Genomic DNA, 24,636 nt, shown 5'->3' with positions numbered 1-24,636 from the left:
GATGGGGCTGACACTCGGCTTTACCTTGGCGCCGCTCTCAGCCCTCGTTCTTGCGGGCGGGACGCCGGTGGTTGCGCCAGAGCCTGCGGTGGCGGCCATGATGGGCGAATGGCAGGTGGATTTGCGGTTTGAGCAGGGGGGCACGCCTTACACGCAGGTCATGCGCATCGCCATTTCAGCCGAAGGCGCGGTGTCCGGCACATTTTACGAAAGCCCGATTGTGGCGGGGCAGGTGGGCCGCGCGCAGGGGCGCGATTGTCTGGCCTTTCGCACGGCCGACCTTTCGGGCGATTACCATTCCGCCGCCTGCCTGATCGATGGCAGGCTGGTGGGGCAAACCTGGTCGGAAGGGCGCGGTTTCGTCCTTCCCTGGACGGCGGAGCGGCGCTGATATGGACTTCATTGCAATCCTCTCGATCTTCGTGCTGGCCTGTTTCGTGGGCTATTACGTCGTCTGGTCGGTCACTCCTGCGCTGCATACGCCGCTGATGTCGGTGACCAATGCGATCTCCTCCGTCATCATCGTGGGCGCGCTTGTCGCTTCCGCCGAGGCGGGCAGCGCCACGGCCAAATGGCTGGGCCTTGCCGCCGTGGTGATGGCAAGCGTCAACATCTTCGGCGGCTTTGCCGTGACCGAGCGGATGCTGGCGATGTACAAGAAGAAGGAGAAGAAGTGATGCTCTCCTTCCTTGCTGCCGGAACGGATGGCGCGGGCGTGAACCCGTGGGTGGGCCTTGCCTATCTGGTCGCGGGCGTGCTGTTCATCCTTGCGCTGCGCGGCCTTTCGCACCCCACCACCAGCCGCGCGGGCAACCGTTATGGCATGGCGGGGATGCTGATTGCGGTGGTCACCACGCTGGTGACGCATGATCTGGCAAGCCTGCCCGAAATCCTTGTCGCCATCGGCATTGGCGGGGTGATAGGTTTCGTTATCGCCCGCCGCATCAAGATGACTGATATGCCGCAACTGGTGGCGGCGTTTCACAGCCTTGTGGGCCTTGCCGCCGTGCTGGTGGGCTGGGCGGCCTATCTCAATCCGGAGGCTTTCTCCATCCTGTTGCCATCGGGCGCGATCAACCCGGTTTCGCGCCTTGAACTCGGCCTTGGCATCGCGATTGGCGCGATCACCTTTTCGGGCAGCGTCATCGCCTTCCTGAAACTGGCCGGCAAGATGAGCGGCGCGCCGATCCTGCTGCCTGCGCGGCACCTGATCAATCTGGGCACGCTGGCGGCGATCCTTGGCCTGACCGGCTGGTTCATGACCGATCAGGCGATCTGGATCATCGCCACGATCACCGTGCTCGCCTTTGTCATCGGTTTCCTGCTCATCATCCCCATCGGCGGGGCGGATATGCCGGTGGTGGTGTCGATGCTGAACAGCTATTCCGGCTGGGCGGCGGCGGCGATGGGCTTTACGCTGGGCAATACCGCGATGATCGTGACCGGGGCGCTGGTCGGCTCCTCCGGCGCGATCCTGTCCTACATCATGTGCCGCGCGATGAACCGCAGCTTCATTTCCGTGATTGCGGGCGGATTCGGCGCGGAAGCCTCCGCCGCAGGTGGCGCGGCGAAGGAGCAGCGCCCGTGGAAGCAGGGCAGCGCGGACGATGCCGCCTTCATGCTGAAACAGGCCGAAAGCGTCATCATCATCCCCGGCTACGGCATGGCGGTGGCGCAGGCACAGCACGCGCTGCGCGAAATGGCCGATCATCTGAAAAAGGAAGGCGTCAGCGTCAAATACGCCATCCATCCGGTCGCGGGCCGTATGCCGGGGCACATGAATGTGCTGCTGGCCGAGGCCAATGTGCCCTATGACGAGGTGTTCGAGCTGGAGGACATCAACAGCGAATTCGCCCAGTGCGATGTCGCCTTCATCATCGGTGCAAACGATGTGGTGAACCCTGCGGCCAAGACCGACAAGTCCAGTCCGATCTACGGTATGCCCGTGTTCGATGTGGACAAGGCCAAGCAGGTCTTCTTCATCAAGCGTAGCATGGGCGGCGTCGGCTATGCGGGTGTGGATAACGATGTGTTCTACATGGATCAGACCATGATGCTGCTGGCCGATGCCAAGAAGATGGTCGAGGATATCAACAAGGCGCTGGACGCTTGAAGCCATAGGACAGGGGCAGGACGTTTTGCGCAAATTGGGTTTGATCGGCGGGATGAGCTGGATTGCCACCGCCGCCTATTACGAACAGATCAACGCCGCCTGGCAGAAGGCGCGCGGGGCACCATCCAGCGCGCCCATGCTGATCGAGAATCTCGACTTTGCCGGCCTTGCCGGGCTGGAGAGCGAGGAGGACTGGGCGCGCGCCGCGGATTGTCTCACCGCGTCTGCGCAAAGGCTGGAAGCGGCGGGGGCAGGGCTCCTCCTGATCGCCGCCAATTCGATGCACCGCGTATATGATGCGGTGGCGGCCAGCGTCTCCATCCCCGTGCTGCACATCGCGGATTGCGTGGGGCAGGAGATGGCGGCGGCAGGCGTGAACAAGGCGGCTGTCGTTGCCACGCACAATGTTGCCTTTGGCAGCTTTTACCGTCGCCGCCTGGTGGGGCACGGGATCGATCTGCTCCCGCCCGATCCGGATGTGACGGCCGAGATCGACAGGATCGTCTACGAGGAACTGGTGGCGGGGCGCGTGACACGCGATGCCGAACGCGCGCTGAAAACCATCATCACCGGCAAGGCCCAGCAGGGTGCCGAAGCGATCGTGCTGGGCGCGACCGAACTGGAATTGGTGGTGGATGTGGATGCCAATGTGCTGCCGATCTATTCCAGCACGCGCATCCATGCCGCCCATGCGGTGCGCTGGTTGTTGGATGGCGGCACAGCGGGCGCGGCATAAGCCGCCGTTCGTATCCTGTTCCCGTTGCCACTCTGCCAGCGCGCCTCTAGCGCGTGTGGGATGCTCAGCCCGCTTGCCAAGCCACCTTATGCCGCCGACCCTGCCGCCAGCCGTGGCCGAGAGTTTGCGCAAGGGGCCGAAGGGGCGCGAGGGCCCCGCAGCGCGTTCCAGCGCGACCGCGACCGGATCATCCATTCGATTGCCTTTCGCCGGCTGGCGGGCAAGGCGCAGGTGTTTGTTGCGCCCGATGGCGACCATTACCGCGTCCGCCTGACCCACAGCCTTGAAGTGGCGCAGATCGGCCGGGTGATCGCCCGATCCCTGGGTCTGGATGAGGATCTGGCCGAGGCGCTGTGTCTGGCGCATGATATCGGCCATCCGCCTTTCGGCCATTCGGGAGAGGACGCATTGGCCGCCGCGCTCGCCCCGCATGGCGGGTGGGACCATAACGAGCATTGCCTGCGCGTGCTGATGCGGCTGGAGCGGCCCTATTGCGACATGGCCGGCCTCAATCTCAGCTGGGAAGTGCTGGAGGGTCTGGCCAAGCATAACGGCCCGGTCGCCGCCCCCGGCTGGGCGCTGGCGGAACTGGACGCGGCCTTTCCGCTGGGGCTTGCCAGCCACGCCTCGCTGGAGGCGCAGGTGGCCGCGCTGGCGGATGACATCGCCTATGACAATCACGACATCGATGACGGGGTGCGCGCCGGCTTTCTGACGATCGACGATTTGCTCGAACTCGATTTCCTGCGCAATCAGTGGGAGGCTGTCTGCGCCCGCCACCCCGGCGCGCCGGAAAGTCTGTTGCTGCGCGAACTGGTGCGCGACCAGATCGGCGCGATGGTGAACGATCTGATTGCCACCACGCAGGCCAATCTGGAAGGCATTGCATCAGTGGAGGATGTGCGGCAGGCAGGCCGCGCATTGGTGGCCTTCTCGCCCGAATGGGCGCAGCGCGAACGGCGGCTGAAAGCCTTCCTGTATGAACGGCTGTATTACCACCCCGAACAGCTGCGCACCGCGCGCGTCGCCAATCAGGTAATTGCGCGCCTTTACGCGGCGTTTGATGAAAACCCCGCATTGATGAACCCCGGCTGGCATGAAAGCCTGCCCGAAGATCCCACCGGCCGTGCGCGGCACATTGCCGATTTCCTTGCCGGCATGACCGATCGCTATGCCATGGATTGTTACGCCCGCGTTTTTGGCGAGGTGCCGGAGGGCTTGTCGAATGTCTGATCCTGCGCGCATCCTTGTGCTGGGCGTATCGGGCCTTGTGGGGCAGCAGGTGCTGACCGCCGCGGTGGGCCGCGCCGATGTGCGGCTGGTGGGGCTGGCGCGGCGCGAGGTTCCCTTGCCACCGGGCGCGCGGATGGAAGTGCATCTTGCCCCGGTCGAAGGCTGGGCGCAGGAGATTGCGGCCATCGCACCCGATGCGGTGATCTGTGCGCTGGGCACCACCCTTGCCAAGCAGGGCGGAGACAAGGCCGCCTTTGCCGTGATCGACCGCGATCTGGTGCTGGAGGCGGCAGCGCAGGCGAAAGCGGCGGGCGCGCGCAGCTTTGCGGTTGTCTCGTCCGTCGGCGCGGATATGGGCGCAAAGGCGTTCTATCTGCGCGTGAAGGGCGAGATGGAGGCAGGGCTGGCGAAGCTCGGCTTTGCCCGGTTGGATATCTTCCGCCCCGGTCTGCTGCGCGGCAAGAGGGTGGACGATGCCCGCCTGCTGGAAGCGATGGGCGCGGCGCTGGCCCCGCTGGCCGATCTGGCCTTGCAGGGGGAGCGCCGCAAATACCGCTCCATCCGCGGTGCCGATGTGGCCATGGCGGCGCTGCAATGCGCGCGCGAAAAAGCGCCTGGTCGCTTTGTCCATCACCATGACGAAATCCTGCGCCTTTCCGCCCGCTGGCAACGCGGCTAGAGCCAGCACAGGGGGGCAGGGGGCATGGCAAAACTGATCGAGCGGGCAACGGGCCTGTTTGCCATCTGGACGGTGCTGGGCGTGGCGTGGGCGTGGATCGAGCCTGCGCATTTCACCTGGGTCACGCAGACTTCGGTGGCGGGGCAGGGGCTGGTCAGCGTGCTGCTGGGCCTCATCATGCTGGGCATGGGCCTGACGCTGAGCCTTGCCGATTTCGCCCGCGTCCTGAAAATGCCGAAAGGCATCGCGGCGGGGATTACGCTGCAATTCACCGTTATGCCGCTGGCGGGGCTTTGCTTTGCCATGCTGTTCGGGCTGGAACAGGGGCTGGCGGTAGGGCTGGTGCTGGTGGCCTGTTGTCCCGGCGGCACGGCCAGCAATGTGGTGACCTATCTGGCGCGCGCCAACCTTGCCCTGTCGGTCAGCATGACGATGTGCTCCACGCTGCTTGCCATTCTGTTCACCCCGCTTCTGACCGACTGGCTGGGCGGGGTTTTCATCCAGATCGACCGCTGGAGCCTGCTGCGCCAGATGGTCGCAATTGTGCTGGTGCCGGTGGTGGCGGGGGTGGCGCTCAACACCCTGCTGCCATCCCTCACGCGGCGGATCGCGGTGGTATCGCCGCTGCTGTCGGTGTTCGCCATCGTGCTGATCGTGGGCGGGATAGTCGGCAATTCGAAGGAGTTGATCGAGGCGCATTTCGGCCGCCTGCTGATCGCCATCTTCCTGCTGCACGCCACGGGCTTTGCGCTGGGCCTGCTGCTGCCGCGCCTGATGGGTTTTGCCCGCGCGGATGCGCGCACGATCAGCATCGAGGTGGGGATGCAGAACAGCGGCCTCGGCGCCAGCCTTGCCAGCGCCCCCAGTTTTGCCGCGCAGTTCACCAATCCGATGCAGGCGGCGTTGGCCCCTGTTCCCAGCGCGATTTCCTCGGTCTATCACGTGGTGATCGGGTCGATCCTCGCCGGGATATGGAGCCGCGAAAAGGTGCAAGAGCGATGAACTGGGAGTGGACTTTCGGCGCGGCCAATCTGCTGGCGCTTATCTGCTGGGCGGCGTTGATCCTGGCCCCGCGCGGCGAAATTTCGCGCACGCTGATCTTTTATGGCGGGGTGGGGTTGTTGTGTCTCGGTTATGCTGTGCTGCTGCTGGCGCTGTTGACCGGCGCGGTTGAGGGGGCGAGCGGCGCGGATTTCACCAGCATCGAAGGCGTGCGCAGCATCTTTGCCAGCGATGCAGGCGTGACGGTGGGTTGGATTCATTATCTGGCGCTCGATCTGTTTGCGGGTATGTGGATCGCGCGCGATGCCGATGCGAAGGGCTTTGCGCGGGTGTGGCAGGCACCCGTGCTTGTGGCGACCTTCCTTGCCGGGCCGCTGGGCCTGCTTATCTGGCTGGTGATCCGCGAACCTGCCGCGCGCCGCGCCAATCCGCGATCAGGCATCCGCGGCGCAGGTCGCCGGTGAAGCAGGAAGCCCCCGCTGCCGCGCGCAACCGCGCCCCTATTGCCGATGTGCTGGCGCAGGAATTGCCCGCCCGCGGCACCGTGCTAGAAGTGGCCAGCGGCACGGGTGAACACGTGATCCATTTCGCCGCGCGCTTCCCGCATCTGTTCTGGCAGCCAAGTGATCCCGATGCCGATGCACGCGCATCCATCGCGGCATGGACGGCCGAGGCGGGCCTGCCCAATATTGCGCCGCCGCTGGCGCTGGATGCCTCCGCGCCGGAATGGCCGGTGCATGGCGCGGACGCGCTCGTCTGCATCAACATGGTGCATATCAGCCCGCTTTCCGCGAGCGAGGGATTGCTGCGGCAAGCGGGCCAGATCCTGCCTGCTGGCGCGCCGCTGATCTTCTACGGCCCGTGGATTGAGGATGGTGTTGAAACGGCGGAATCCAACCTGGCGTTCGACGCCAGCCTCAAGGGTCGCAATCCCGCATGGGGCCTGCGCAAAACCGCGTGGATGGACGCACTGGCACGCGTCAACGGATTTGAGCGGGCACGGCGTGTCGCCATGCCCGCCAACAACATCATGCTTATCTATCGCAAGCGCTAAAGCGCCCGCGCGTCAGATAGCTTCGTCAACCGTATTGGCGGCCGATTGCAGATCCGATCCCACCCCGCGCACCGTGTTGCAGGCGCTGGCCGTCAACGCCAGAACACCTGCGGCAAGAGTCAAAGCGATTTTGCGTGCCATCGTTTCAGTCCTTTTGATGATCCTGCCAGATTGAACGGTTAGCCGGGCATCAGGTTCCGGCCGCGCCGCGTTGATCGGTAAAGGGTGCGCGCCGCACCACCCGTTCGCGCCACGCGATGATGATGCCCGCCGCAATCACCAACGGTGCGCCGAACAGCGTGGTGATCGGCGGAAGCACTGCGAACAGCAGCCAGCCGAACAAGGTGGCCCAGACAATCGCCGAATAATCCATCACGATCACGCTCGACACCTTGCCATAGCGGAGCGCGGCGGTGATCATCAACTGGCCCCAGGTTCCCGCAAGTCCGGTGCCCAGCAGGATAAGCCAATCGAGCGCATCATGCGGGCCTGCCACGAATAGCATGAAAGGCAGCGAGCAAATCGAACTCAGCGTGGCGAACCAGAACACGATCGCCATGGGGTTTTCGGTGCGCGAAAGGTCGCGGATCTGGATCGAGATCAGCGCAATCATGAATGCCCCCGCCATTGCCACTGCCGCGCCGACCAGCGGGATATGCCCGTCACCAGGCTGCGCGATCACCAGAATACCCGCAAACCCCGCCAGCACCGCGCTCCAGCGCCAGACGCCCACCTTCTCCTTCAGGAAAATGATCGACAGGATCACCGCCCAGATCGGCGCGGAGAAATTGATCGTCGTCGCCTCCGCCAGCGGCAGCAGGATCACCGCGCCGAAATTGAAGACCATGCCGATCATGCCGTAAATGCCGCGCATCGCGTGATCGCGCGGGCGCTTGGTCGCCAGCGCTTTCAGCCGGGCAACGCCTGCGCCCTGCCCGGCAAACCATGCCCAGGCGAGCAGGATGGGAACGGTGGTGAATTGCCGCCAGAAGATAATCTCGGCCAGATGGATGCCGCGCGTGGACGCCAGCTTGATCAGCGCGGCCATGATCGACAGCCCCATCACGCCGCCCAGTCTTATCGCAAGTGCCAGCAAGGGGCGGTCGTGGCGGGCAGATGTCATGCCTTTTCCCATAGAGGGCGGGCGGCATTGTTCAAGCAGTTGCCGATCCGCAAAACCGCGCACATATGCGCGCGCAATGCTTAACCTGCCTGCTTTCATCCTTTTTGCCAGCGAGGCGACCGAAGTGGGATTATGGGCCGCGGCCTTCCTGCTGCTCGCCGCGATTGCCCTGCTGGCCGATTGGCGCCGCGCCCGGCGCAGGGATATCGACCGCGTGGGCTGCGTGCCGTGGACGCCGGTGTTCCTTGCCAGTGCCACGATTGGCGCAGGCCTGCTGCTGGTGGCAATCAAGGGCTGGCTGGGGGGCTAGATCCTCCCTCGCAAGCACACCTCAAAGGTAACGGTCGCCTGGCGAGCGCATGGCCGAACGGCCGCCCGAGCTTTTGCGATGTGGCCGCAAGCCCGGATGGGCTTGCGACAGGCGTGTCAGAGGCACGCCTCCAGATAAGCCTGATCAAAGCCGAACTGGCGCGCCTTTTCCAGCGTGTAGGGACGCAGGCCCGTGCTGCGGAATTCGCCGATGATCTTGCCGTCTTCGCTCTCGTCCAGATATTCGAACTTGAACAATTCCTGCGTCACGATCACATCGCCTTCCATCCCGATCACCTCGGTGATGTTGGTGGTGCGGCGGCTGCCGTCGCGCAGGCGCTTCACCTGAACGATCAGATCGACGCTTTCCGCGATCTGGCGGCTGATGGCTTCCTTGGGGATCTTGATGTCGCCCATCAGGATCATGTTTTCCATACGGCCCAGGCATTCGCGCGGGGAGTTGGCGTGCAGCGTACACATTGACCCGTCGTGGCCGGTGTTCATCGCGGCCAGCAGGTCGAAACATTCCGCGCCGCGAATTTCGCCCAGGATGATGCGGTCCGGGCGCATACGCAGGGCGTTCTTCACAAGATCGCCAATAGTGATCGCACCTTGCCCTTCCAGGTTGGGCGGGCGGGTTTCCAGCGGCAGCCAGTGCGGCTGTTGCAGACGCAGTTCGGCGGCGTCCTCGATGGTCAGCACGCGCTCGCCCGGATCGATCATCTTCGACAGGGCATTGAGCATGGTGGTCTTGCCCGAACCCGTGCCGCCCGAAATCACGATATTCATGCGGCACGCGCCGGCAATCTTCAGGGCGGTGCACATCTTCTCGCTCATCGAACCGAAGTTCTTGAGCATATCGAGCGTGATGGGCTTTTCGGAAAACTTACGAATGGAAATCGCGGTGCCGCGCAGGGACAGCGGCGGCACGATCACGTTGACGCGGCTGCCGTCCTTCAGGCGGGCGTCGGCCAGCGGCGTGGTCTGGTCAACGCGGCGACCGACCTGGTTCACGATGCGCTGGGCAATCTGGAACAGGTGGCTTTCGTCGCGGAACTTGATCGGCGCGATCTGCAGCTTGCCCTTCTTTTCGACATAGGTCTGTTCGGGGCCGTTGACCATGATGTCCGAAATGTCGGGATCGTTCAGCAGCTCTTCCAGCGGGCCGAAGCCCAGCAGTTCGTCGATCAGCACCTTTTCCAGCGCGAATTGCTCGCGCCGGTTGAGGGTGATCTTCAGCTCCGCCAGCACCTCCATGATGATGGGGCGGAACTCTTCGGAAAGCTCTTCCTTTGACAGCGTGGCAGCCGCTTCGGGATCGACGCGTTCGAGCAGGCGCGGAAGCACCTGTTCCTTGATCTTGTGGACACTGGCTTCAAAGCCCTGCGGCCCTTCGTCCGCGGCGTGCACGGCATTGGCCCGTTCGGCCAGCCGGCTCATCGCGTCTTCGCGCGGCAGACCGCCGAGCGGATCGGCATCAAGGTTTTCACCGGGCAGGGGCGGGAATTGCTCGCCACCGGCCGGAACCGATCCGGGAGGGGCAACAGCCCCGCCGCGCATCGGCTTGGCCACGCCGAAGGCAGGGCGTGCGCCCTGCTGTCCGAGTGTCCCGTTCCTGCGTCCGAAAGCGCTCATGCCCAGCCCCTGAGAGTTTCCATCATCATCCGGACTTCGCCGCAATCTTGCGAAGGGCTCGTCTCGAAAAAAGGTGAATAAGAGAGAAACCTTATTATTTTCCTAAATTCCATGCGCCTGGACAGGGCTGTGGGCCGGCCGGAATTGCCCGCTGACAAGCGCTGCGGGCTTTGCCAAAAGCAGGTGATGCCGCGTCCAATCGTCGTCTTTGGTGCCTATGATACGCGCAAGCCGCGCGTTCGCCTCTTGCTTGCGGCTTTGCGCCGGAGCGGGCGTCTTGCCGAGGATATCCTGATTCCCGGCTGGGAGGGCGTCGCGCAGACCAATATTCCGTCCAAGGCAAGTGTCGCCATGGTGGTGGTGCGGCTGCTGATCGGACTTCCGGGTGCACTCTGGCGGTTGTGGCGATCTCCCCGCATGGCGGCAATCCTGCTGCCGTATCCGGGCTTTGCGGAAATGCTCCTGATTGCCCCTCTCGCACGGATGATGCGGCGTCCGCTGGTTTTCGATGCCTTCCTGCCGCTCTACGACATGATTGTTGCGGATCGCGGAATGGTCAGAACACCTCTTGCTGCCCGCGCAATCTGGCTGTTCGAGCGGATGGTGCTCCGATTGGCCGATGTGATCCTGGTCGATACGGATTGCCATGGCGACTATCTCGCTGCCGAGTTCGGACTGCCGCGCGACCGTCTGGTTACCGTGCTGGTCGGGGCAGAGCCGCAGTTCACGCCCTGTCAGGTGCAGGATGATGCGGCTGATCTGCTCGGGCCACCGGGTGGCCTGCCGATCGTGCTGTTCTACGGGCAATTGATCCCACTGCACGGGATCGAGACGATTCTGTCGGCCGCGCGCCTGTCCGCGGGTCTGGATGCGCGATGGGTCATCATCGGGCGCGGACAGATGGAGCCGCAACTGCGCGCGTGGTTGATCCAGAATCCGGGCGCGCAGGTCGATTGGATTGCCTGGGTTGATTACGCGCGGCTTCCCGCCGTCATTGCGCGAGCGCGGCTGTGTCTTGGCGTTTTCGGTCTGTCGGACAAGGCAGGGCGCGTGATTCCGAACAAGCTGTTTCAGCAGTTGGCGGTAGGCAAGCCGGTTATCACGCGGTCAAGCGCGGCAGTCGAGGCCTTGGCGCAGGCCTATCCGCAGGCGGTCATCACCGTGCCGCCCGGCGATCCGCAAGCGTTGGCAAAAGCCGTGGCGCAGGAACTGGCAGCTCCCAGCACGCCAGAGCCCTTGCCTGCCGAAATTCTTGCTGAACTCACGCCTGATCGGGGTATCCGCCAGTTGTGTGTGCTTCTGGACGCTTGGTCACCACTCCCGCGATAACCGCGCCGAGGATATCAATCAGCGTCACGATCACGCGGGCAACCAGCGCGACGGCGCCTGCTTCGGCAAGCGGCATGGCTGAGGCAAGGCCTGCAATCAGCGCGCCTTCGCGCACGACCAGACCGGCTGGCGCGACGAACGCCACAAAGCCCGCAACCCATGCGAAGGCATAGGCACCAATGGCAAAAGCGGGGGACACGTGTCCTGCATCTTCACCGCCAAATGCCAAGGCAAGTGCCCAGATCATTGCTCCGGCGCATATCCAACCCGCAGTGGCGAGAGCTGTTGCGAGAAGGAGACTGCGCCGATCAACGATGGGCAAGCGAGCGCGGAGCTGCGGCCAGAACCGATGCAAGATTGCCAGCCCAAGCACACCCACGACCAATGCTGCCCCGATCCACCAGGTCGGCAAACCCAATTGCTCGGCCGCCTGCGGGATCAGCAGCAGTGCCAGAGCTGCGCCTGAACCGATGCCGATTATCAAAGCCAGAAAAAAGCTGCCGACGATGGCAGCGCGCGGCAATCCTGCCGTGTGGGCAAGGTCTGCTGCGGCAACAAAGTTCCAGATCCCGCCGGGGAGATATTTGCCCACCTGCGACAGCAGGAAAAGACGCGCAGCCGCTGCGGCCGGAAATTTGCCTGTGCCAATCGGCACAACAGAGCGCCACGACAGCGCCGCCAATGCCAGATTTGCGCAAGCAGCTATCACCGCGATCCCGATATGCAGCAGGTCGGCCCTTGCCAGCGCGGCGACGATAGCCTCGCCCTCGCGGGCGACCAGCCACCCACCCGCCAGAACAGCGGCGAGCAGAAAGGCGCCTTGTGCCATGGGGCGATACCGGGCGAGGTTCAGGCGTTGCACGAGCACCCGATCAATCGGGTTTGCGCGCGCGGGCCACCAGTCCGACGCCGCGATTTGGGAACAACCGTTGGAGCCACACCAAGGGGCGCGCGGCAAGAGCGATCACATCGTTCATCCAGACCTTGCCGGGTTGCAGCAGGCGGCCTGATCCGGCCGTGCGCTCGGCAATATCCAACATATGGGCTCCGGCCGCCAGACTGCGTTTGGCAAGGGCGTTGCGGATCGCTTCGAGCAAATGTCCGGCGGGGAATCCGTAAAGCTCTACCACGATGTCCGTGAAGCCGGCCTTGCGCAGCAGGGCTTCCATTTGCGCGGGATCATAGCGACGGAAATGCCCAGCGAGTTCATCCAGTTCTGCAAAGCGCTTCTGCCACGCCGGGACGCTGATCAACAGCTGCCCACCCGGTTCCAGCTTGGCCTTCCATTCCATTAGCGCGCCTTGATCGTCCGCGATGTGCTCCAGCACTTCGAAAGCACAGATCGTGTTGAAGCTTTCGCGTGCATCCAATTCAAAGCTCATGCAGTTATGCACTTGGGCTAAGCCTGCCAGATTGTTCCTTGCCTCCGCGAACGATGCCTGATCGGGCTCCACCGCCACAAGTTTCGTCGCCCGCCGGGCAATCCGCGCAGCGGCGGTTCCTCGTCCGCAACCGATTTCCAGCACCCGGCCAGGTTGGGCCGGAAGCAGCCTTTGCACCACGTCCCAGCGCAGGCTTGCATTGGCGGTCAGTGGGGGCAGCGAGCGCGGTGCGTTTGCCGTGCTGGCTCGGCCGGAAGGCAGGGCCACAGGGGGACCGGCTTCGAGCCTTTGCGGAAGTTTCGTGCACATGGTCAAAATCCCATGAAATAGGGTTCGGCCGGGGCCGGACGGGCGGGCTGGGCAAGCCTGTCGCCCCAGACCAGACGTGCGGCGGCATCCGGCGCGGCGATGCGGTGCGGTCCGCGTTCCAGCGTGAAAACGCTTCCCGGTTCGTAGGCGGTGCCGTTCACGATCACGGAAGCATTGCCATGCACGGTGTAGGGACCGGGAACCCGCACCAGCAATGTTTGTTCTGCGCTTCCCGCAGGCAGGTCAAAGCCTGCGATCCACAGAGGGCCCCAATAGGGAATGTAAGTAGCGCGCAAGGCGGCAAGATCCTGCGGCAGCAACCCGTTCACATTCGCGCGCGTGCGCAGCGCCTGCGTGAACAGCGGATCATTTTCCACCACCAGCGGCACTGCCTGCCGTTCCATCGTGGCGGTCATGCTGGGAAATTCGCCGCGCAGATAGCGGTGGATGCCCCACGGGGTCATGAACGGATTGGCCTTACGGAACTGGCCGAGCATGGCGCTGCTGTCGAAATAGGCTACCGGCTCGCCAAAAATCTCGCTGGCGGTGGCGATGATTTCGCGCTGCTTGCCGATCGGGCTTTCCTCCTCGCGCCACAGCAGCATTGCAGTCAGCAGGACGAAGGTGGCCGCGAGGGGCTTTATGCCATAGCGGCGGACTGCTGCCGGCATGATGGCAGCCAGCGATACCGCCACGGGGGCCAGCATGAACACATGAAAATAGGGCGCAGTGTTGTGGTAAAAGCCCAGCGTGGTCAGCGGCAGCCAGAACCCGGCCAACGCGGCGCGTTCGGCGGCGGGGCGCTTTGCCAGCGCGATGGCAAAGGGGCAGGCCAGGGCCAGCACCGTCATGACGGGAGAAAAGATCGCGCCCTTCAGATTGTGGAGCAGATAAAGATGTTCGGTCAGGCTGAACATCTTCTCGCCCGATGCACGGACAAGGTCGCCTGCCCCGCTGCCGGGGGCTTCGACGATCGTGCTGGTATGCCAAAGATACACGGCAGCAAAGGTGATGGCCGCAGCGAGCACCATGATCGCCAGTCCGCCCAGCGCAGCGCGCGTGCGACCGTTCTCGTTCCAGCGCAGCCAGAATACGCCGGCAAAGACCGGCGCGTAAAGAACCGACTTGATGGTAATCATGGCGGCAAGCCCGCCCAGAACGCCCGCCAGCACCATCCAGCGGGCTGTGGCCGGGCGGCATACCAGCACCCACAGGCTGCCCATCAGCAGCGCGGCTGCCTGCGGATCATACCGGAACGAAGTGCCGTGCTGAAACACGAAAATGCTGGAGAGATAGGCAAGCGCGCAAAGCAGGCCGGTGTTCCTGTCGCTGAAACGCCCGGCAATGGCGGCAATGCACGCCAGCACCACCACTTCGCAGCCCAGCATGAACAGGCGGATCAGCACGATATGATCCACCGGGTTTCCGGGAAGGCCCGGCACCCACATGAAGACGCGTGTAAACAGGGTCTGCAAGGGCTGATCGAGCTGGCCCTGCGCGGCCAGAACGGTCAGGTTGTAATGCCAGAACTCGTCCCAGTTGATCGCCCGGTGGAGCACCAGCGGCAATTGCAGCGCCAGAACCAGCACCAGCGCGGCAGGAAGCAGCCAGCGCTCCGCCGGAACGGGCGAGGGGCGCGGCGTCGCTGATCGGGGTCTTGCGCCCGCATCCGGGGCTGTGGCCGGCAGGGTGGTCATGCCGCTTCCCGGTCGGCCGTCGAGGTCTTGGCAGACGGGATTGCGGAATTGGACTGGTCGCGCAGTGCGGCTACGTCCTGCTCCAGCCGCCGGATATGGGCCAGCGCGGCTTCGAGAAGTTTGCGGTTCGCGCCGATCAATTCGGCCAGCACACCCAGCAACCCGGTCAGCACGCCCATCACCAGAAAAGCGCCGCCCAGAACCAGCGATTGAATATGCCCGTCCCCCTGGCCGATTGCCCACAGGACAAGGAAACGTGCCATCGGAATGAGACCGATCGCTGCCATGATTGCACCAATCAGGGCGAAAGTGCGCAGCGGATTATAGGTAGCATAAGCGCGTGCCATCGTCATCAACTGGCGCGCGATGAATTGCGGGATGGATTTGAACAACCGGCTCGGCCGCTCGGTCGCATTGGTGCGGATTGGCACGCTCACGATCTTGAACCGCTTGCGGCCGGCCTGGATCAGCATATCGGTGGTGTAGCTGAATTCGGTGGTGATGGTGATGCGCTGCGCCGCCGCGCGGCTGATGGCGCGAAAGCCGCTGACGGCATCGGTCACTTCGGTGCCAGACAGATTGCGCACAACCGCGCTGCCCAGCCTTTGCAGGCGCCGCTTGATGAACCCGAAATGCTCGTTGCGGCCGACGCCCCGATCACCGATCACAAGGTCGGCCTCGTTCGCCAGAATCGGGGCGACCAGCTTGCCGATATCCTCGCCGGCATATTGCCCATCGGCATCGGTATTGACGATGATATCCGCACCTGCGGCCAGCGCGGCATCAAGTCCGGTCTGGAACGAGGCGGCAAGTCCGCGGTTTCGACGGTGGCGGATCACATGATGCGCGCCAAACCGCCGGGCGACATCGGCGGTGTTATCGGTGCTGCCATCGTCGATGACAAGGATCTCGATCGTGTCGATGCCGGGGATGATCCGCGGCAGGGCAACCAGCGTGTCCGGCAGGCTTTCCGCCTCGTTCAGGCAAGGAATCTGGATGATCAGCTTGGTCATGTGGCCCCGTTCGTCGTCCCGCTCTGTAAGTCGCCGAAACGCCCGCGTTCCGCCTGTCTGCGCAGAACTACCGGTTCATAGTTAACCGCGGGTAAAAGCTCGGTAGCTTCCCTTCATGCCGATTGCCCGCCTCCCGCTGCTGCTCTAGGCGAGAGCCTGGGAGAGGACGATACCGACCATGCCACATCCTTCTGACCGCGCGGGCCTGCTCTATGCGCTGGCGGGCTTCTGCACGCTTTCCCTTGGCGATGCGATCATCAAGGGGATGGCGGGGGAATGGCCCGCAACCGCCATGGCAACCACGCGCTACCTCATGGGCACTTTGCTGCTGGCGGGGCTGGTGCTGCGGCATCACGGCGTGGCCGGACTTGCCCTGCCGCGCGACGGTTTGCAGTGGCTGCGCGGGCTGGCGATCAGCACGTCGGCGGTGGGGATGTTCCTGGCGGTGTGGATCATGCCGCTGGCGGAGGCCACGACCATCGCCTTTACCCAGCCTGTCATCACCGCGCTGCTGGCGCTGGTTTTCCTGAAGGAACGCGCCCATGCCAGCACCTGGATTGCCACCGCGCTGGCCTTTATCGGCGTTGCAATTGTGCTGCGTCCCAATTTCGAAGTGATCGGCTGGGGGGCGCTGCTGCCGCTGCTCTCTGCCACCGGCATGGCGGTGGTGATCATCGCCAACCGCGCCGCGGCGGGAAGGGCCAGCGTATTGGCGATGCAATATTATATGTCGGTCACCGCGCTGATCGTGCTCGCCTTCGCAACGCTGGCCGGACATTTCAGCGGCGTGGAAGGCTTTGTGATGACAACGCCGCACTGGAGCGTGGTGGCGCGCTGCGCCTTCATCGGCCTGTCGGCCACATTGGCGCAGTATCTTATCTTCATGGGCACGGTGCGTGCGGGAGCTGGCACCGTGGCGCCGATGACTTACGGCCAGTTGCTGATGGCTGTGGGGCTGGGCTGGGTCTTCTTTGGCGATGCGCCCGATGCCATCGCCATGCTGGGTGCAGGCGTCATCATCGCGGCAGGCCTGTTCCTGTGGCAGGCCGGCCGCCGCCGCGACCGGCAACGCAAGGATGCCGCGCTGGCGGCACAGGAGCAGTTGGGGGCCTGAAGGTGACGGGTGCGCAGTCTGACGTTCATTCCGCTGTGCATTGCTGGCTGTGCGAAAGGCCGCTGGGCCGCGCGGTGCAGTGGCACCATCCTGTTCCCAAGGCACGCAAGGGGCGCGACGTGGTGGCGGTGCATCCGATCTGCCACAAGACCATCCATGCGTGCTTTACCAACGCCGAACTGGCCCGCATCGGGGCAGACCGCACCCGGTTGATGGCGCGAGAGGATCTGGCGCGCTTTGTTGCATGGGTGGCTGGCAGGCCGCCCGATTTCAACGCACCGGTCAGGCGCAAGGGCTGAAGCCCCAAACAAAAAGGGCGCCCGACCGGACGCCCTTTTCAAGCCGATTGGCGCGGCAAAAGCGCAGGCCGATCAGCCTTCCACCTGCTCCGCCAGCACGGTGAGGCCCGCTTCGCTGACTTCGGCAAAGCCGCCGCGCACCAGAATGTTTTCCGGCGCAGCACCTGCCGCCTTGTAGACCTGCACCGCACCGTCGCGGATGGTCGACATAAAGGGAGCATGGCCCTCCAGCACGCCAAACTCGCCCTCGGTTCCGGGGACGACCACCATGTAGACATCCTCGGACCGAACCAGCTTGGCCGGAGTGACGAGTTCGAAATGCAGAGCCATTTTGCTTACGCGTCCTCAGCCAGCTTCTTGGCCTTGGCCACCGCTTCCTCGATCCCGCCGACCATGTAGAAGGCGGCTTCGGGCAGGTGGTCGTATTCGCCATCCACAACCGCCTTGAAGCTCTTCACGGTGTCCTCGATCTGCACGAACTTGCCGGGGATGCCGGTGAACACTTCGGCCACATGGAAGGGCTGCGACAGGAAGCGCTGGATCTTGCGCGCGCGGGCCACGGTCAGCTTGTCCTCTTCCGAAAGCTCGTCCATGCCCAGAATGGCGATGATGTCCTGCAGGCTCTTGTACTTCTGGAGCGTTTCCTGAACGCGGCGGGCGGTTTCGTAATGCTCTGCGCCCACGATGCGCGGCTCCAGCACGCGGCTGGTCGAATCGAGCGGGTCAACCGCCGGATAAATGCCCAGTTCCGAAATCGCGCGGTTCAGCGTGGTGGTCGCATCCAAGTGCGCAAAGGAGGTGGCGGGCGCCGGATCGGTCAAGTCGTCCGCGGGCACGTAGATGGCCTGCACCGAGGTGATCGACCCCTTGGTGGTGGAGGTGATGCGTTCCTGCAGCGCGCCCATGTCGGTTGCCAGCGTAGGCTGATAGCCCACGGCCGAAGGAATACGGCCCAGCAGCGCCGACACTTCCGAACCCGCCTGCGTGAAGCGGAAGATGTTGTCGACGAAGAACAGCACGTCCTGCCCTTCCTGGTCGCGGAAATATTCCGCCATCGTCAGGCCCGACAGCGCCACACGGGCGCGTGCGCCGGGCGGTTCGTTCATCTGGCCGAACACCAGCGCCACCTTGGAGCCTTCCGAGGTCGCATTGCCCTCGGCGTCCTTGGCGATAACGCCCGCGTCGAGGAATTCGTGATACAGGTCGTTGCCTTCGCGGGTGCGTTCACCCACGCCGGCGAACACCGACACGCCGCCGTGACCCTTGGCGATGTTGTTGATCAGTTCCTGGATCAGCACGGTCTTGCCCACGCCCGCGCCGCCGAACAGGCCGATCTTGCCGCCCTTCGCGTAAGGGGCGAGCAGGTCGATGACCTTGATCCCGGTGACCAGAATGGAGGCATCGGTCGACTGGTCGACGAATTCGGGGGCCTTGGCGTGGATCGGCGCGGTCTGATCGGCGCCGATGGGGCCGCGCTCGTCAATCGGCTGGCCCACCACATTCATGATGCGGCCCAGCGTCTTGGGGCCGACCGGCACCGAAATCTGCGCGCCGGTATTGATCACTTCCTGGCCGCGGGTGAGGCCCTCCGTGCTGTCCATCGCGATGGTGCGCACGGTGTTTTCACCCAGATGCTGCGCCACTTCGAGCACCAGCGTGGAATCGCCGTTGCGCGTTTCCAGCGCGGTGAGAATGGCGGGCAGTTCGCCGGGGAAGGTCACGTCGACGACGGCGCCGATGACTTGGGCAATCGTGCCATTGGTGGTCTGATTGAGGACGGGGGCGGTGGCCATGTTGCTATTCCCTCGGGCTTAGAGCGCTTCCGCGCCCGCAATGATTTCGATGAGTTCGGTGGTAATCGCCGCCTGACGCTGGCGGTTGTAAACGATGGTCAGCTTGCTGATCAGGTCGCCGGCATTGCGCGTGGCATTGTCCATGGCGGTCATCGACGCGCCTTGTTCGGATGCCTCGCGTTCCAGCAGCGCGCCGAAAATCTGCGTCTTGATGTAACGCGGCAGGAGTTCGGCAAGGATCGCTTCCTCGTCCGGCTCATACTCGACAACCGCATCCGATGCGGCAGCGGTGGCAGGGGCGGGGACGGGGATGAGCTGCTGCGTTACCGGATCCTGCGCCAGCGCGCTCTTGAATACCGGTGCGATCAGATGCGCGACATCGAACTTGCCCGCATCAAACATCGCCACCAGCTGGTCCGCGATCTGCGCCGCTTCGGCAAAGCCGGGGGTGCGCACGGTGCTGGTGTCGAAGCTATCGCCGATGGCATTGGGAAAATCGCGCTTCAGCGGCGCGCGGCCCTTCTTGCCGACAAGGAAGAATTCGACTTCCTTGCCTTCTGCCATCAGCGCGCGCGCCACATTGCGCGCTTCCTTGACGATGTTGGAATTGAGGCCACCGCACAGGCCCTTGTCGGTATTCACAACCACCAGCAGATGGCGCTTGTCCGATCCGGTGCCGGCGAGCAGGCGCGGGGCGGAATCGCCGCTGACCTTGCCCGCGAGCGAGGCCATCACCGCAGCCAGACGGGTGGCATAAGGACGCCCCGCCTCGGCCGCAGCCTGCGCACGGCGAAGCTTGGCCGCGGCGACCATCTGCTTGGCCTTGGTGATCTTCTGGGTCGATTTGACCGAGTTGATCCGACCTTTAAGTTCTTTCAGCGAGGCCATTTCGGCTCCCTAACAAGGCTCGAAGAGGATCAGGCGAACTGCTTGGCGAAGGCGTCGAGCGCGGCCTTGGTCTTTTCCGCCACTTCGCCTTCGAACTTCTGGCTGTTGCGGATTTCGGCCAGCACGCTGCCATGCTCGTTGCGCATATAGCTGAGCATTGCGGCTTCGTATTCGCCCACGCGGTTCACCGGAATGGCATCAAGATAGCCATTGGTGCCGGCATAGATCGACACGGTCTGTTCCTCGAACGGCATGGGGCTGAACTGCTTCTGCTTAAGAAGTTCGGTCAGACGCGCGCCGCGGTTGAGCAGCTTTTGCGTGGCGGCGTCGAGGTCCGAACCGAACTGCGCGAAGGCCGCCATTTCGCGGTATTGCGCCAGTTCCAGCTTGATGGAGCCGGCCACCTTCTTCATCGCCTTGGTCTGGGCCGCACCGCCCACGCGCGACACCGACAGGCCGACGTTGATGGCCGGACGGATGCCCTGATAGAACAGGCCGGTTTCCAGGAAGATCTGCCCGTCGGTGATCGAAATCACGTTGGTGGGGATATAGGCCGACACGTCGCCCGCCTGCGTTTCGATGATCGGCAGCGCGGTGAGCGAGCCCGAACCGTTTTCGGCATTCAGCTTTGCCGCACGCTCCAGCAGGCGGCTGTGCAGATAGAACACGTCGCCCGGATAGGCTTCGCGGCCCGGCGGGCGGCGCAGCAGCAGCGACATCTGGCGATAGGCCACGGCCTGCTTGGACAAATCGTCATACACGATCACGGCGTGCATACCGTTGTCGCGGAAAAACTCGCCCATCGTCGCGCCGGTATAGGGGGCGAGATATTGCAGCGGGGCCGGTTCCGAAGCGGTGGCGGCAACCACGATGGAATATTCCATCGCGCCGTTTTCTTCCAGCTGGCGCACGATCTGCGCCACGGTCGAGCGCTTCTGGCCCACGGCGACATAGATGCAATACAGCTTCTTGCTCTCATCCGTGCCGGCGTTGACTTCCTTCTGGTTGATGAAGGTGTCGATCGCCACGGCGGTCTTGCCGGTCTGACGGTCACCGATGATCAGTTCGCGCTGGCCGCGGCCCACGGGAACCAGCGCGTCAATCGCCTTGAGGCCGGTCTGCACCGGCTCGTGCACCGACTGGCGCGGGATGATGCCGGGGGCCTTCTTTTCCACGCGCATACGGGTGACATCGGTCAGCGGGCCCTTGCCGTCGATCGGATTGCCCAGAGCATCGACCACGCGGCCCAAAAGGCCCTTGCCCACGGGCACGTCCACGATGGTGCCGGTGCGCTTCACCGTGTCGCCTTCGCGGATTTCGGCGTCAGAGCCGAAGATCACGACGCCGACATTGTCCGCTTCCAGGTTCAGGGCCATGCCCTGCACACCGTTGGCGAATTCCACCATCTCGCCGGCCTGAACCTTGTCCAGACCGTGGATGCGGGCGATGCCGTCACCAACCGACAGCACGGAGCCGACTTCGCTCACCTCGGCCTGGGTGCCGAAATTGGCGATCTGGTCCTTGATGACCTTGGAGATTTCTGCGGCGCGGATTTCCATCATTCAGCCTTTCGACAAATGGGGCGGTCAGGCGTTCTTCATGGCCTGGGCAAGCGAGTTGAGACGGGTGCGGATCGACGAATCGATACGCTTGGAACCAATGGTGACGACAAGCCCGCCCAGAAGGTCGGGATCGACGCGGGTAGCGAGCTTCACCGTGCGCCCTTCACGGGCACGCAGGCGGTTTTCCAGTTCGGCAAGCTGGCTGGCATTCAGCGGGTGCGCGCTGGCGACTTCGGCGGCCACCTCGCCGCGCTGGGCAGCGGCAATCGCGGCGAACGCGCGGATAATGGCGGGCAGGGCGCCCACGCGGCGGTTCTCGGCCAGCACGCCCAGGAAATTGGCAGTCAGCGGTGAAAGCGACAGATGCGTGGCAAGGCCTGCAACCACGCGGCCCAGCGCGCTGCGGCTGACCTGCGGGTTCTGGATCAGCGCGCGCAGTTCACCCGATTCGGCCAGCGCAGCGCGCAGCTTGTCGAGATCAGCCTCCACAGCCGAAACGCTTCCCGCTTCGCTAGCGAGATCGAACAGGGCGGAGGCGTAACGCCCTGCCAGGCTTGCCTTGATACCGGCGGAAAGCTCCACGCGTGAGGTGTCCCTTGAAAGGTTACCGAAAACGATAGATGTCACTTGCCACCAGATGGACTCAAACGAATGGGTCCGGGCAAGGTTGGCGCGCGCCTAGCAGGCAGGTGCCGGGGATGCAAGCCACCCGGCATCATCTTGGCCGTCCGGCGGATGCCGCGTTTTTATTCCTCAGCCGCGACGCGGCCCGAACCGCAACGATAGACCAGCCGCTCATTGGGGCTGGCGGGCAGCGACGCGGCGATCTGGGCCTGCTGCGCGCCGAATGCGCCTGCCGCTTCCGGCCCTGCGCCGCAGGCAGGCGCCTGGAACTGGGCGCGGGCTTCGCGCGCGGCGATCATCGCCTCGCGGTCGAGCAGGAAGCGGTCCACCACATATTCCCCTGTCGCCGGGTCGAAGCGGTTGATCGAGACGCTCTGGTCATCCTCGGGCACGAAAATGCGTGTCCATTCGCCGCTGGCAAGACCATATTGCGTGCGCCCGTTTACGCAGCCATCGCTGCGCCATTCAAGCGGCAGGCTTTCCAGCGGTTCGCCTACCACCCGGCTGCGCCCGACATCGAGCACGCAGGTCAGTTCCCCGCTCGCGGCGGCGGCGATGACCCCTGTGTCCCCGTCGGCGCGTTCTGCCTCCATCTGGGCGCGCAATTGCTCCTCCAGCCTCTCCTCTATCTCGGCAAAGGATGGACGCATGGCCCATGCGACCAGTGCCAGCACGACCGCCCCCAAAGCGATCGCGCCGCCGATCTTGCGGTGCTGCATCACCCCCCGGCGATGGGCGTCACAGGCAAATCCGGCACCCGCAAAACCGACCATCAGCAGTACGAGCGCCAGCGCCAGACCGTTGGCGCGTTCGTCGATCACGCCATATTCTATCTCGCGGCGCATTTCCGTTCGCCGCTGCGCCAGGGCGGTTTCCTCGGCCTGTGCCCGTCGCTCGGCTTCGGCCTGACGGTTCTGTTCCAGAGCGCGCTCGCTTTCCTCCAGTTCAGCCAGGCTGCGGCAGGGCAGCGAATTGACCGTGGGCGTGATCGAATTGGCACGCAGAAAGGGCAGCAATTCGCGGATGGAGACGGCAAAGAAGAACTCGGCCTCCGTCCCCGCGCTTTCCGTGCCGAACGAATTGACCCCGATCACGCGCCCGCATTGGTCCACCAGCGGGCCGCCGCTGTTGCCGCGTGCAATCGGCGCTGTGTGCAGCAGCGTATCGAATTCGCGGCTGGGCCGCCTGCCCGACAGGAAGCCCTGGCTGGTCACCGGCGGCTGCGCGCGGAAGATGTCCGCCATCGCCAGCCCCTGCGCCTGATCCACATTCATGGGATAGCCAATCGCGGTAACGGCCCCGGCACCCTGCGGGGTGAGGCCCGAGAGCGTGAGCGGCGCGAGCCGCAGGGGGCTGGTCGTGCGCAGCAGAGCCAGATCGTTGCGCGGGGAAATTGCAATCACCCGGCCATACACCGCCTCGCCCCCTTCAGACGGAACAATGCCGATCACCAGCCGCGGATCCCCCATCGCCTCGCCCACGACATGGGCGTTGGTGACGATGGTTTCGGCATTCACCGCAAAACCCGAACCGTGGCTGACGGCATAAAGTTCCCCGCCATCGCGCGCCGCCACCACCACCCGCACCACACCGCGCGCGGCCGCATCGATATCGGCAGGGTCGGCGTGCGCGGGCAGGGACAGCCCGGCCAGGGCGGCCAGAAGGGCAAGGGCAGGAAGCAGGCGGGCGGTGATCAAGCGTATCATGGGCCACCTTCTTTCAGCACCTTGCCCGCCTTGCAAGATTCGGGAAGCAATCACGCCTAGCCATCCTATCATCAGGGCATGACGAATCCCGATGAACAGATACTGGCCTATCGCATCGCCTGCCTTCTGGATGGCGAGGGAAAAGCGCCCACGCTGGATGCGCTTGCGCGCGCGACGGGCCTTTCGGCCTTTCAGGTGCAGCGCCTGTTTCTGCGCGTGACTGGCCTTTCCCCCGCTGCCTTTGCCCGCGCCCTGCGCGAAGAGCGCGCGGTAAACGCGCTCGCACAGGGCGGGCGGATTACGGATGCGGTGTACGATGCCGGATTTGAAAGCGCGGGCCGCTTTTACGCCGCGATGCGCCAACGGCTGGGCATGACGCCATCGGCCTGGCAGCGCGGCGGGGCGGGGGTGCGGATCGGCTGGGCGGTGCGGCAGACCACGCTGGGCCCCATGCTGCTGGCGGTGAGCGACAAGGGCATCTGCCGCCTGTCCTTCCACGAAAGCGGGGACGATCTGCCGCGCCATTTTCCGCAGGCCGATCTGGCGCAAGGGGCGGTGCCGGCGGCGCTGATGGATGAAGTCGTGGCCCGCGTGGAGAAGCCGGCCAGCGGCGCGCAGGGTCTGACACTTGATACCGGCGGAACGCCTTTCCAGCAGCGCGTCTGGGCGCAGTTGCGGGCCATTCCACCGGGCGCGACACGCTCTTATGCCGAAATCGCCGTGGCAATCGGCCAGCCGGGCGCCGCGCGCGCGGTGGGCGGGGCGAACGGAGCCAACCCCGTAGCGGTGCTGATCCCGTGCCACCGGGTGATCGCCGCCGATGGATCGCTGGGAGGCTATGCCTGGGGCGAGGCGATCAAGCGCGAATTGCTGCGGCGCGAAAAGACGCCCTAGGCCGTAAACTCATAAACTGACTTGCGCGGCGCGGGCGCGTTTGATTCAAGGCTTAGGGAAGGAGCTTTGGATGACGCGTCGTAGATTTGAACTGACCGATGATGAGTGGCTGGTGATCGAGCCGTTGTTGCCGAACAAGCCT

Annotated in this window: 27 protein-coding genes; 14 read left to right on the top strand and 13 right to left on the bottom strand. The window is 64.3% G+C overall.

The window, feature by feature from the left end; genetic code table 11:
- Position 1 precedes the first annotated feature (1 nt).
- The 9 genes from WFP44_RS08290 to WFP44_RS08250 are packed head-to-tail and all read left to right on the top strand — an operon-like array spanning position 2 to position 6,817.
- Positions 2–391: a hypothetical protein gene (locus tag WFP44_RS08290; protein ID WP_336926006.1), complete on the top strand. Its 390-nt coding sequence runs from the start codon at positions 2–4 to the stop codon at positions 389–391.
- Between the two features lies 1 nt (position 392).
- Positions 393–677 carry an NAD(P) transhydrogenase subunit alpha part 2 gene (locus WFP44_RS08285; protein ID WP_336926005.1) on the top strand — a complete coding sequence of 95 codons (285 nt, stop codon included), beginning with the start codon at positions 393–395 and terminating at the stop codon, positions 675–677.
- Positions 677–2,113: an NAD(P)(+) transhydrogenase (Re/Si-specific) subunit beta gene (locus WFP44_RS08280; protein WP_336926004.1), complete on the top strand. Its 1,437-nt coding sequence runs from the start codon at positions 677–679 to the stop codon at positions 2,111–2,113. Before WFP44_RS08285 ends, WFP44_RS08280 begins: the two co-directional genes overlap by 1 nt.
- 25 nt (positions 2,114–2,138) lie before the next feature.
- On the top strand, positions 2,139–2,849 hold the full coding sequence (locus tag WFP44_RS08275) for an aspartate/glutamate racemase family protein (RefSeq protein WP_336926003.1): 711 nt from the start codon (positions 2,139–2,141) through the stop codon (positions 2,847–2,849).
- Positions 2,850–2,909: 60 nt separating this feature from the next.
- Positions 2,910–4,082 carry a deoxyguanosinetriphosphate triphosphohydrolase gene (locus WFP44_RS08270; protein ID WP_336926000.1) on the top strand — a complete coding sequence of 391 codons (1,173 nt, stop codon included), beginning with the start codon at positions 2,910–2,912 and terminating at the stop codon, positions 4,080–4,082.
- On the top strand, positions 4,075–4,761 hold the full coding sequence (locus tag WFP44_RS08265) for an NAD-dependent epimerase/dehydratase family protein (RefSeq protein ID WP_336925998.1): 687 nt from the start codon (positions 4,075–4,077) through the stop codon (positions 4,759–4,761). Before WFP44_RS08270 ends, WFP44_RS08265 begins: the two co-directional genes overlap by 8 nt.
- Positions 4,762–4,785: 24 nt before the next feature.
- Entirely contained in the window at positions 4,786–5,763 is a 978-nt protein-coding gene (locus WFP44_RS08260) for a bile acid:sodium symporter family protein (RefSeq protein ID WP_336925996.1), read from the top strand.
- Complete coding sequence (locus WFP44_RS08255; RefSeq protein ID WP_336925995.1) at positions 5,760–6,227, top strand: ABA4-like family protein; 468 nt, start codon at positions 5,760–5,762, stop codon at positions 6,225–6,227. The genes WFP44_RS08260 and WFP44_RS08255 overlap by 4 nt, the downstream gene beginning before the upstream one ends.
- Entirely contained in the window at positions 6,224–6,817 is a 594-nt protein-coding gene (locus WFP44_RS08250) for a DUF938 domain-containing protein (protein WP_336925994.1), read from the top strand. Before WFP44_RS08255 ends, WFP44_RS08250 begins: the two co-directional genes overlap by 4 nt.
- Positions 6,818–6,829: 12 nt before the next feature.
- Here the strand turns inward: WFP44_RS08250 and WFP44_RS08245 are convergent, their stop codons facing one another.
- On the bottom strand, positions 6,830–6,958 hold the full coding sequence (locus WFP44_RS08245) for a hypothetical protein (protein WP_336925992.1): 129 nt from the start codon (positions 6,956–6,958) through the stop codon (positions 6,830–6,832).
- A gap of 49 nt (positions 6,959–7,007) precedes the next feature.
- Positions 7,008–7,940 (bottom strand): DMT family transporter, encoded by a 933-nt coding sequence (locus WFP44_RS08240; protein WP_336925990.1) that lies wholly within the window; start codon positions 7,938–7,940, stop codon positions 7,008–7,010.
- A gap of 76 nt (positions 7,941–8,016) precedes the next feature.
- Here WFP44_RS08240 and WFP44_RS08235 point away from each other — a divergent pair, with 76 nt between their 5' ends.
- Positions 8,017–8,250, top strand: coding sequence for a hypothetical protein (locus WFP44_RS08235; RefSeq protein WP_336925988.1), 234 nt, complete (start codon positions 8,017–8,019; stop codon positions 8,248–8,250).
- 116 nt (positions 8,251–8,366) lie between these two features.
- Here WFP44_RS08235 and WFP44_RS08230 read toward each other — a convergent pair whose 3' ends face one another.
- Complete coding sequence (locus tag WFP44_RS08230; RefSeq protein ID WP_336925987.1) at positions 8,367–9,884, bottom strand: TadA family conjugal transfer-associated ATPase; 1,518 nt, start codon at positions 9,882–9,884, stop codon at positions 8,367–8,369.
- 186 nt (positions 9,885–10,070) lie between these two features.
- Here WFP44_RS08230 and WFP44_RS08225 point away from each other — a divergent pair, with 186 nt between their 5' ends.
- Complete coding sequence (locus WFP44_RS08225; RefSeq protein WP_336925985.1) at positions 10,071–11,213, top strand: glycosyltransferase; 1,143 nt, start codon at positions 10,071–10,073, stop codon at positions 11,211–11,213.
- Here the strand turns inward: WFP44_RS08225 and WFP44_RS08220 are convergent.
- The 4 genes from WFP44_RS08220 to WFP44_RS08205 are packed head-to-tail and all read right to left on the bottom strand — an operon-like array spanning position 11,146 to position 15,614.
- The gene (locus tag WFP44_RS08220; protein ID WP_336925984.1) at positions 11,146–12,075 is read right to left on the bottom strand and encodes a lysylphosphatidylglycerol synthase domain-containing protein; all 930 of its coding nucleotides are present in this window, start codon (positions 12,073–12,075) and stop codon (positions 11,146–11,148) included. The two genes, WFP44_RS08225 and WFP44_RS08220, sit on opposite strands and share 68 nt — an antisense overlap.
- Positions 12,076–12,085: 10 nt before the next feature.
- Entirely contained in the window at positions 12,086–12,904 is an 819-nt protein-coding gene (locus WFP44_RS08215) for a class I SAM-dependent methyltransferase (protein WP_336925983.1), read from the bottom strand.
- Between the two features lie 2 nt (positions 12,905–12,906).
- Positions 12,907–14,601, bottom strand: a complete 1,695-nt coding sequence (locus WFP44_RS08210; RefSeq protein WP_336925981.1) for an ArnT family glycosyltransferase — start codon at positions 14,599–14,601, stop codon at positions 12,907–12,909.
- Positions 14,598–15,614, bottom strand: a complete 1,017-nt coding sequence (locus tag WFP44_RS08205; protein WP_336925979.1) for a glycosyltransferase family 2 protein — start codon at positions 15,612–15,614, stop codon at positions 14,598–14,600. Before WFP44_RS08205 ends, WFP44_RS08210 begins: the two co-directional genes overlap by 4 nt.
- A gap of 178 nt (positions 15,615–15,792) precedes the next feature.
- Between WFP44_RS08205 and WFP44_RS08200 the strand changes: the two genes are divergently transcribed.
- Together WFP44_RS08200 and WFP44_RS08195 are read left to right on the top strand one after the other, a co-directional pair.
- On the top strand, positions 15,793–16,728 hold the full coding sequence (locus tag WFP44_RS08200; protein ID WP_336925978.1) for a DMT family transporter: 936 nt from the start codon (positions 15,793–15,795) through the stop codon (positions 16,726–16,728).
- A gap of 2 nt (positions 16,729–16,730) precedes the next feature.
- Complete coding sequence (locus WFP44_RS08195) at positions 16,731–17,027, top strand: HNH endonuclease (RefSeq protein WP_336925976.1); 297 nt, start codon at positions 16,731–16,733, stop codon at positions 17,025–17,027.
- Positions 17,028–17,099: 72 nt separating this feature from the next.
- Here WFP44_RS08195 and WFP44_RS08190 read toward each other — a convergent pair whose 3' ends face one another.
- The 6 genes from WFP44_RS08190 to WFP44_RS08165 all read right to left on the bottom strand — a co-directional run bounded on the left by WFP44_RS08190 (position 17,100) and on the right by WFP44_RS08165 (position 23,600).
- Positions 17,100–17,357 carry an ATP synthase F1 subunit epsilon gene (locus WFP44_RS08190; protein WP_336925974.1) on the bottom strand — a complete coding sequence of 86 codons (258 nt, stop codon included), beginning with the start codon at positions 17,355–17,357 and terminating at the stop codon, positions 17,100–17,102.
- A 5-nt stretch (positions 17,358–17,362) separates the two neighbouring features.
- Positions 17,363–18,820, bottom strand: coding sequence for a F0F1 ATP synthase subunit beta (gene atpD / locus WFP44_RS08185; RefSeq protein ID WP_336925972.1), 1,458 nt, complete (start codon positions 18,818–18,820; stop codon positions 17,363–17,365).
- An 18-nt stretch (positions 18,821–18,838) separates the two neighbouring features.
- Positions 18,839–19,708 carry a F0F1 ATP synthase subunit gamma gene (locus WFP44_RS08180; protein WP_336925971.1) on the bottom strand — a complete coding sequence of 290 codons (870 nt, stop codon included), beginning with the start codon at positions 19,706–19,708 and terminating at the stop codon, positions 18,839–18,841.
- Between the two features lie 29 nt (positions 19,709–19,737).
- Positions 19,738–21,267: a F0F1 ATP synthase subunit alpha gene (atpA, locus tag WFP44_RS08175; RefSeq protein WP_336926316.1), complete on the bottom strand. Its 1,530-nt coding sequence runs from the start codon at positions 21,265–21,267 to the stop codon at positions 19,738–19,740.
- A 27-nt stretch (positions 21,268–21,294) separates the two neighbouring features.
- Positions 21,295–21,852 carry a F0F1 ATP synthase subunit delta gene (locus WFP44_RS08170; protein ID WP_336925970.1) on the bottom strand — a complete coding sequence of 186 codons (558 nt, stop codon included), beginning with the start codon at positions 21,850–21,852 and terminating at the stop codon, positions 21,295–21,297.
- 164 nt (positions 21,853–22,016) lie between these two features.
- The gene (locus tag WFP44_RS08165) at positions 22,017–23,600 is read right to left on the bottom strand and encodes a S1 family peptidase (protein ID WP_336925969.1); all 1,584 of its coding nucleotides are present in this window, start codon (positions 23,598–23,600) and stop codon (positions 22,017–22,019) included.
- A 78-nt stretch (positions 23,601–23,678) separates the two neighbouring features.
- Here WFP44_RS08165 and WFP44_RS08160 point away from each other — a divergent pair, with 78 nt between their 5' ends.
- A complete protein-coding gene (locus tag WFP44_RS08160) occupies positions 23,679–24,494 on the top strand; it encodes a bifunctional transcriptional activator/DNA repair enzyme AdaA (RefSeq protein ID WP_336925968.1) in 816 nt (271 codons plus the stop codon).
- The last annotated feature ends 142 nt before the right edge of the window (positions 24,495–24,636 follow it).

Source organism: Alteraurantiacibacter palmitatis, assembly GCF_037154115.1.
GTDB lineage: Bacteria > Pseudomonadota > Alphaproteobacteria > Sphingomonadales > Sphingomonadaceae > Alteraurantiacibacter > Alteraurantiacibacter palmitatis.
This window is presented reverse-complemented; position numbering and strand designations above follow the sequence as displayed.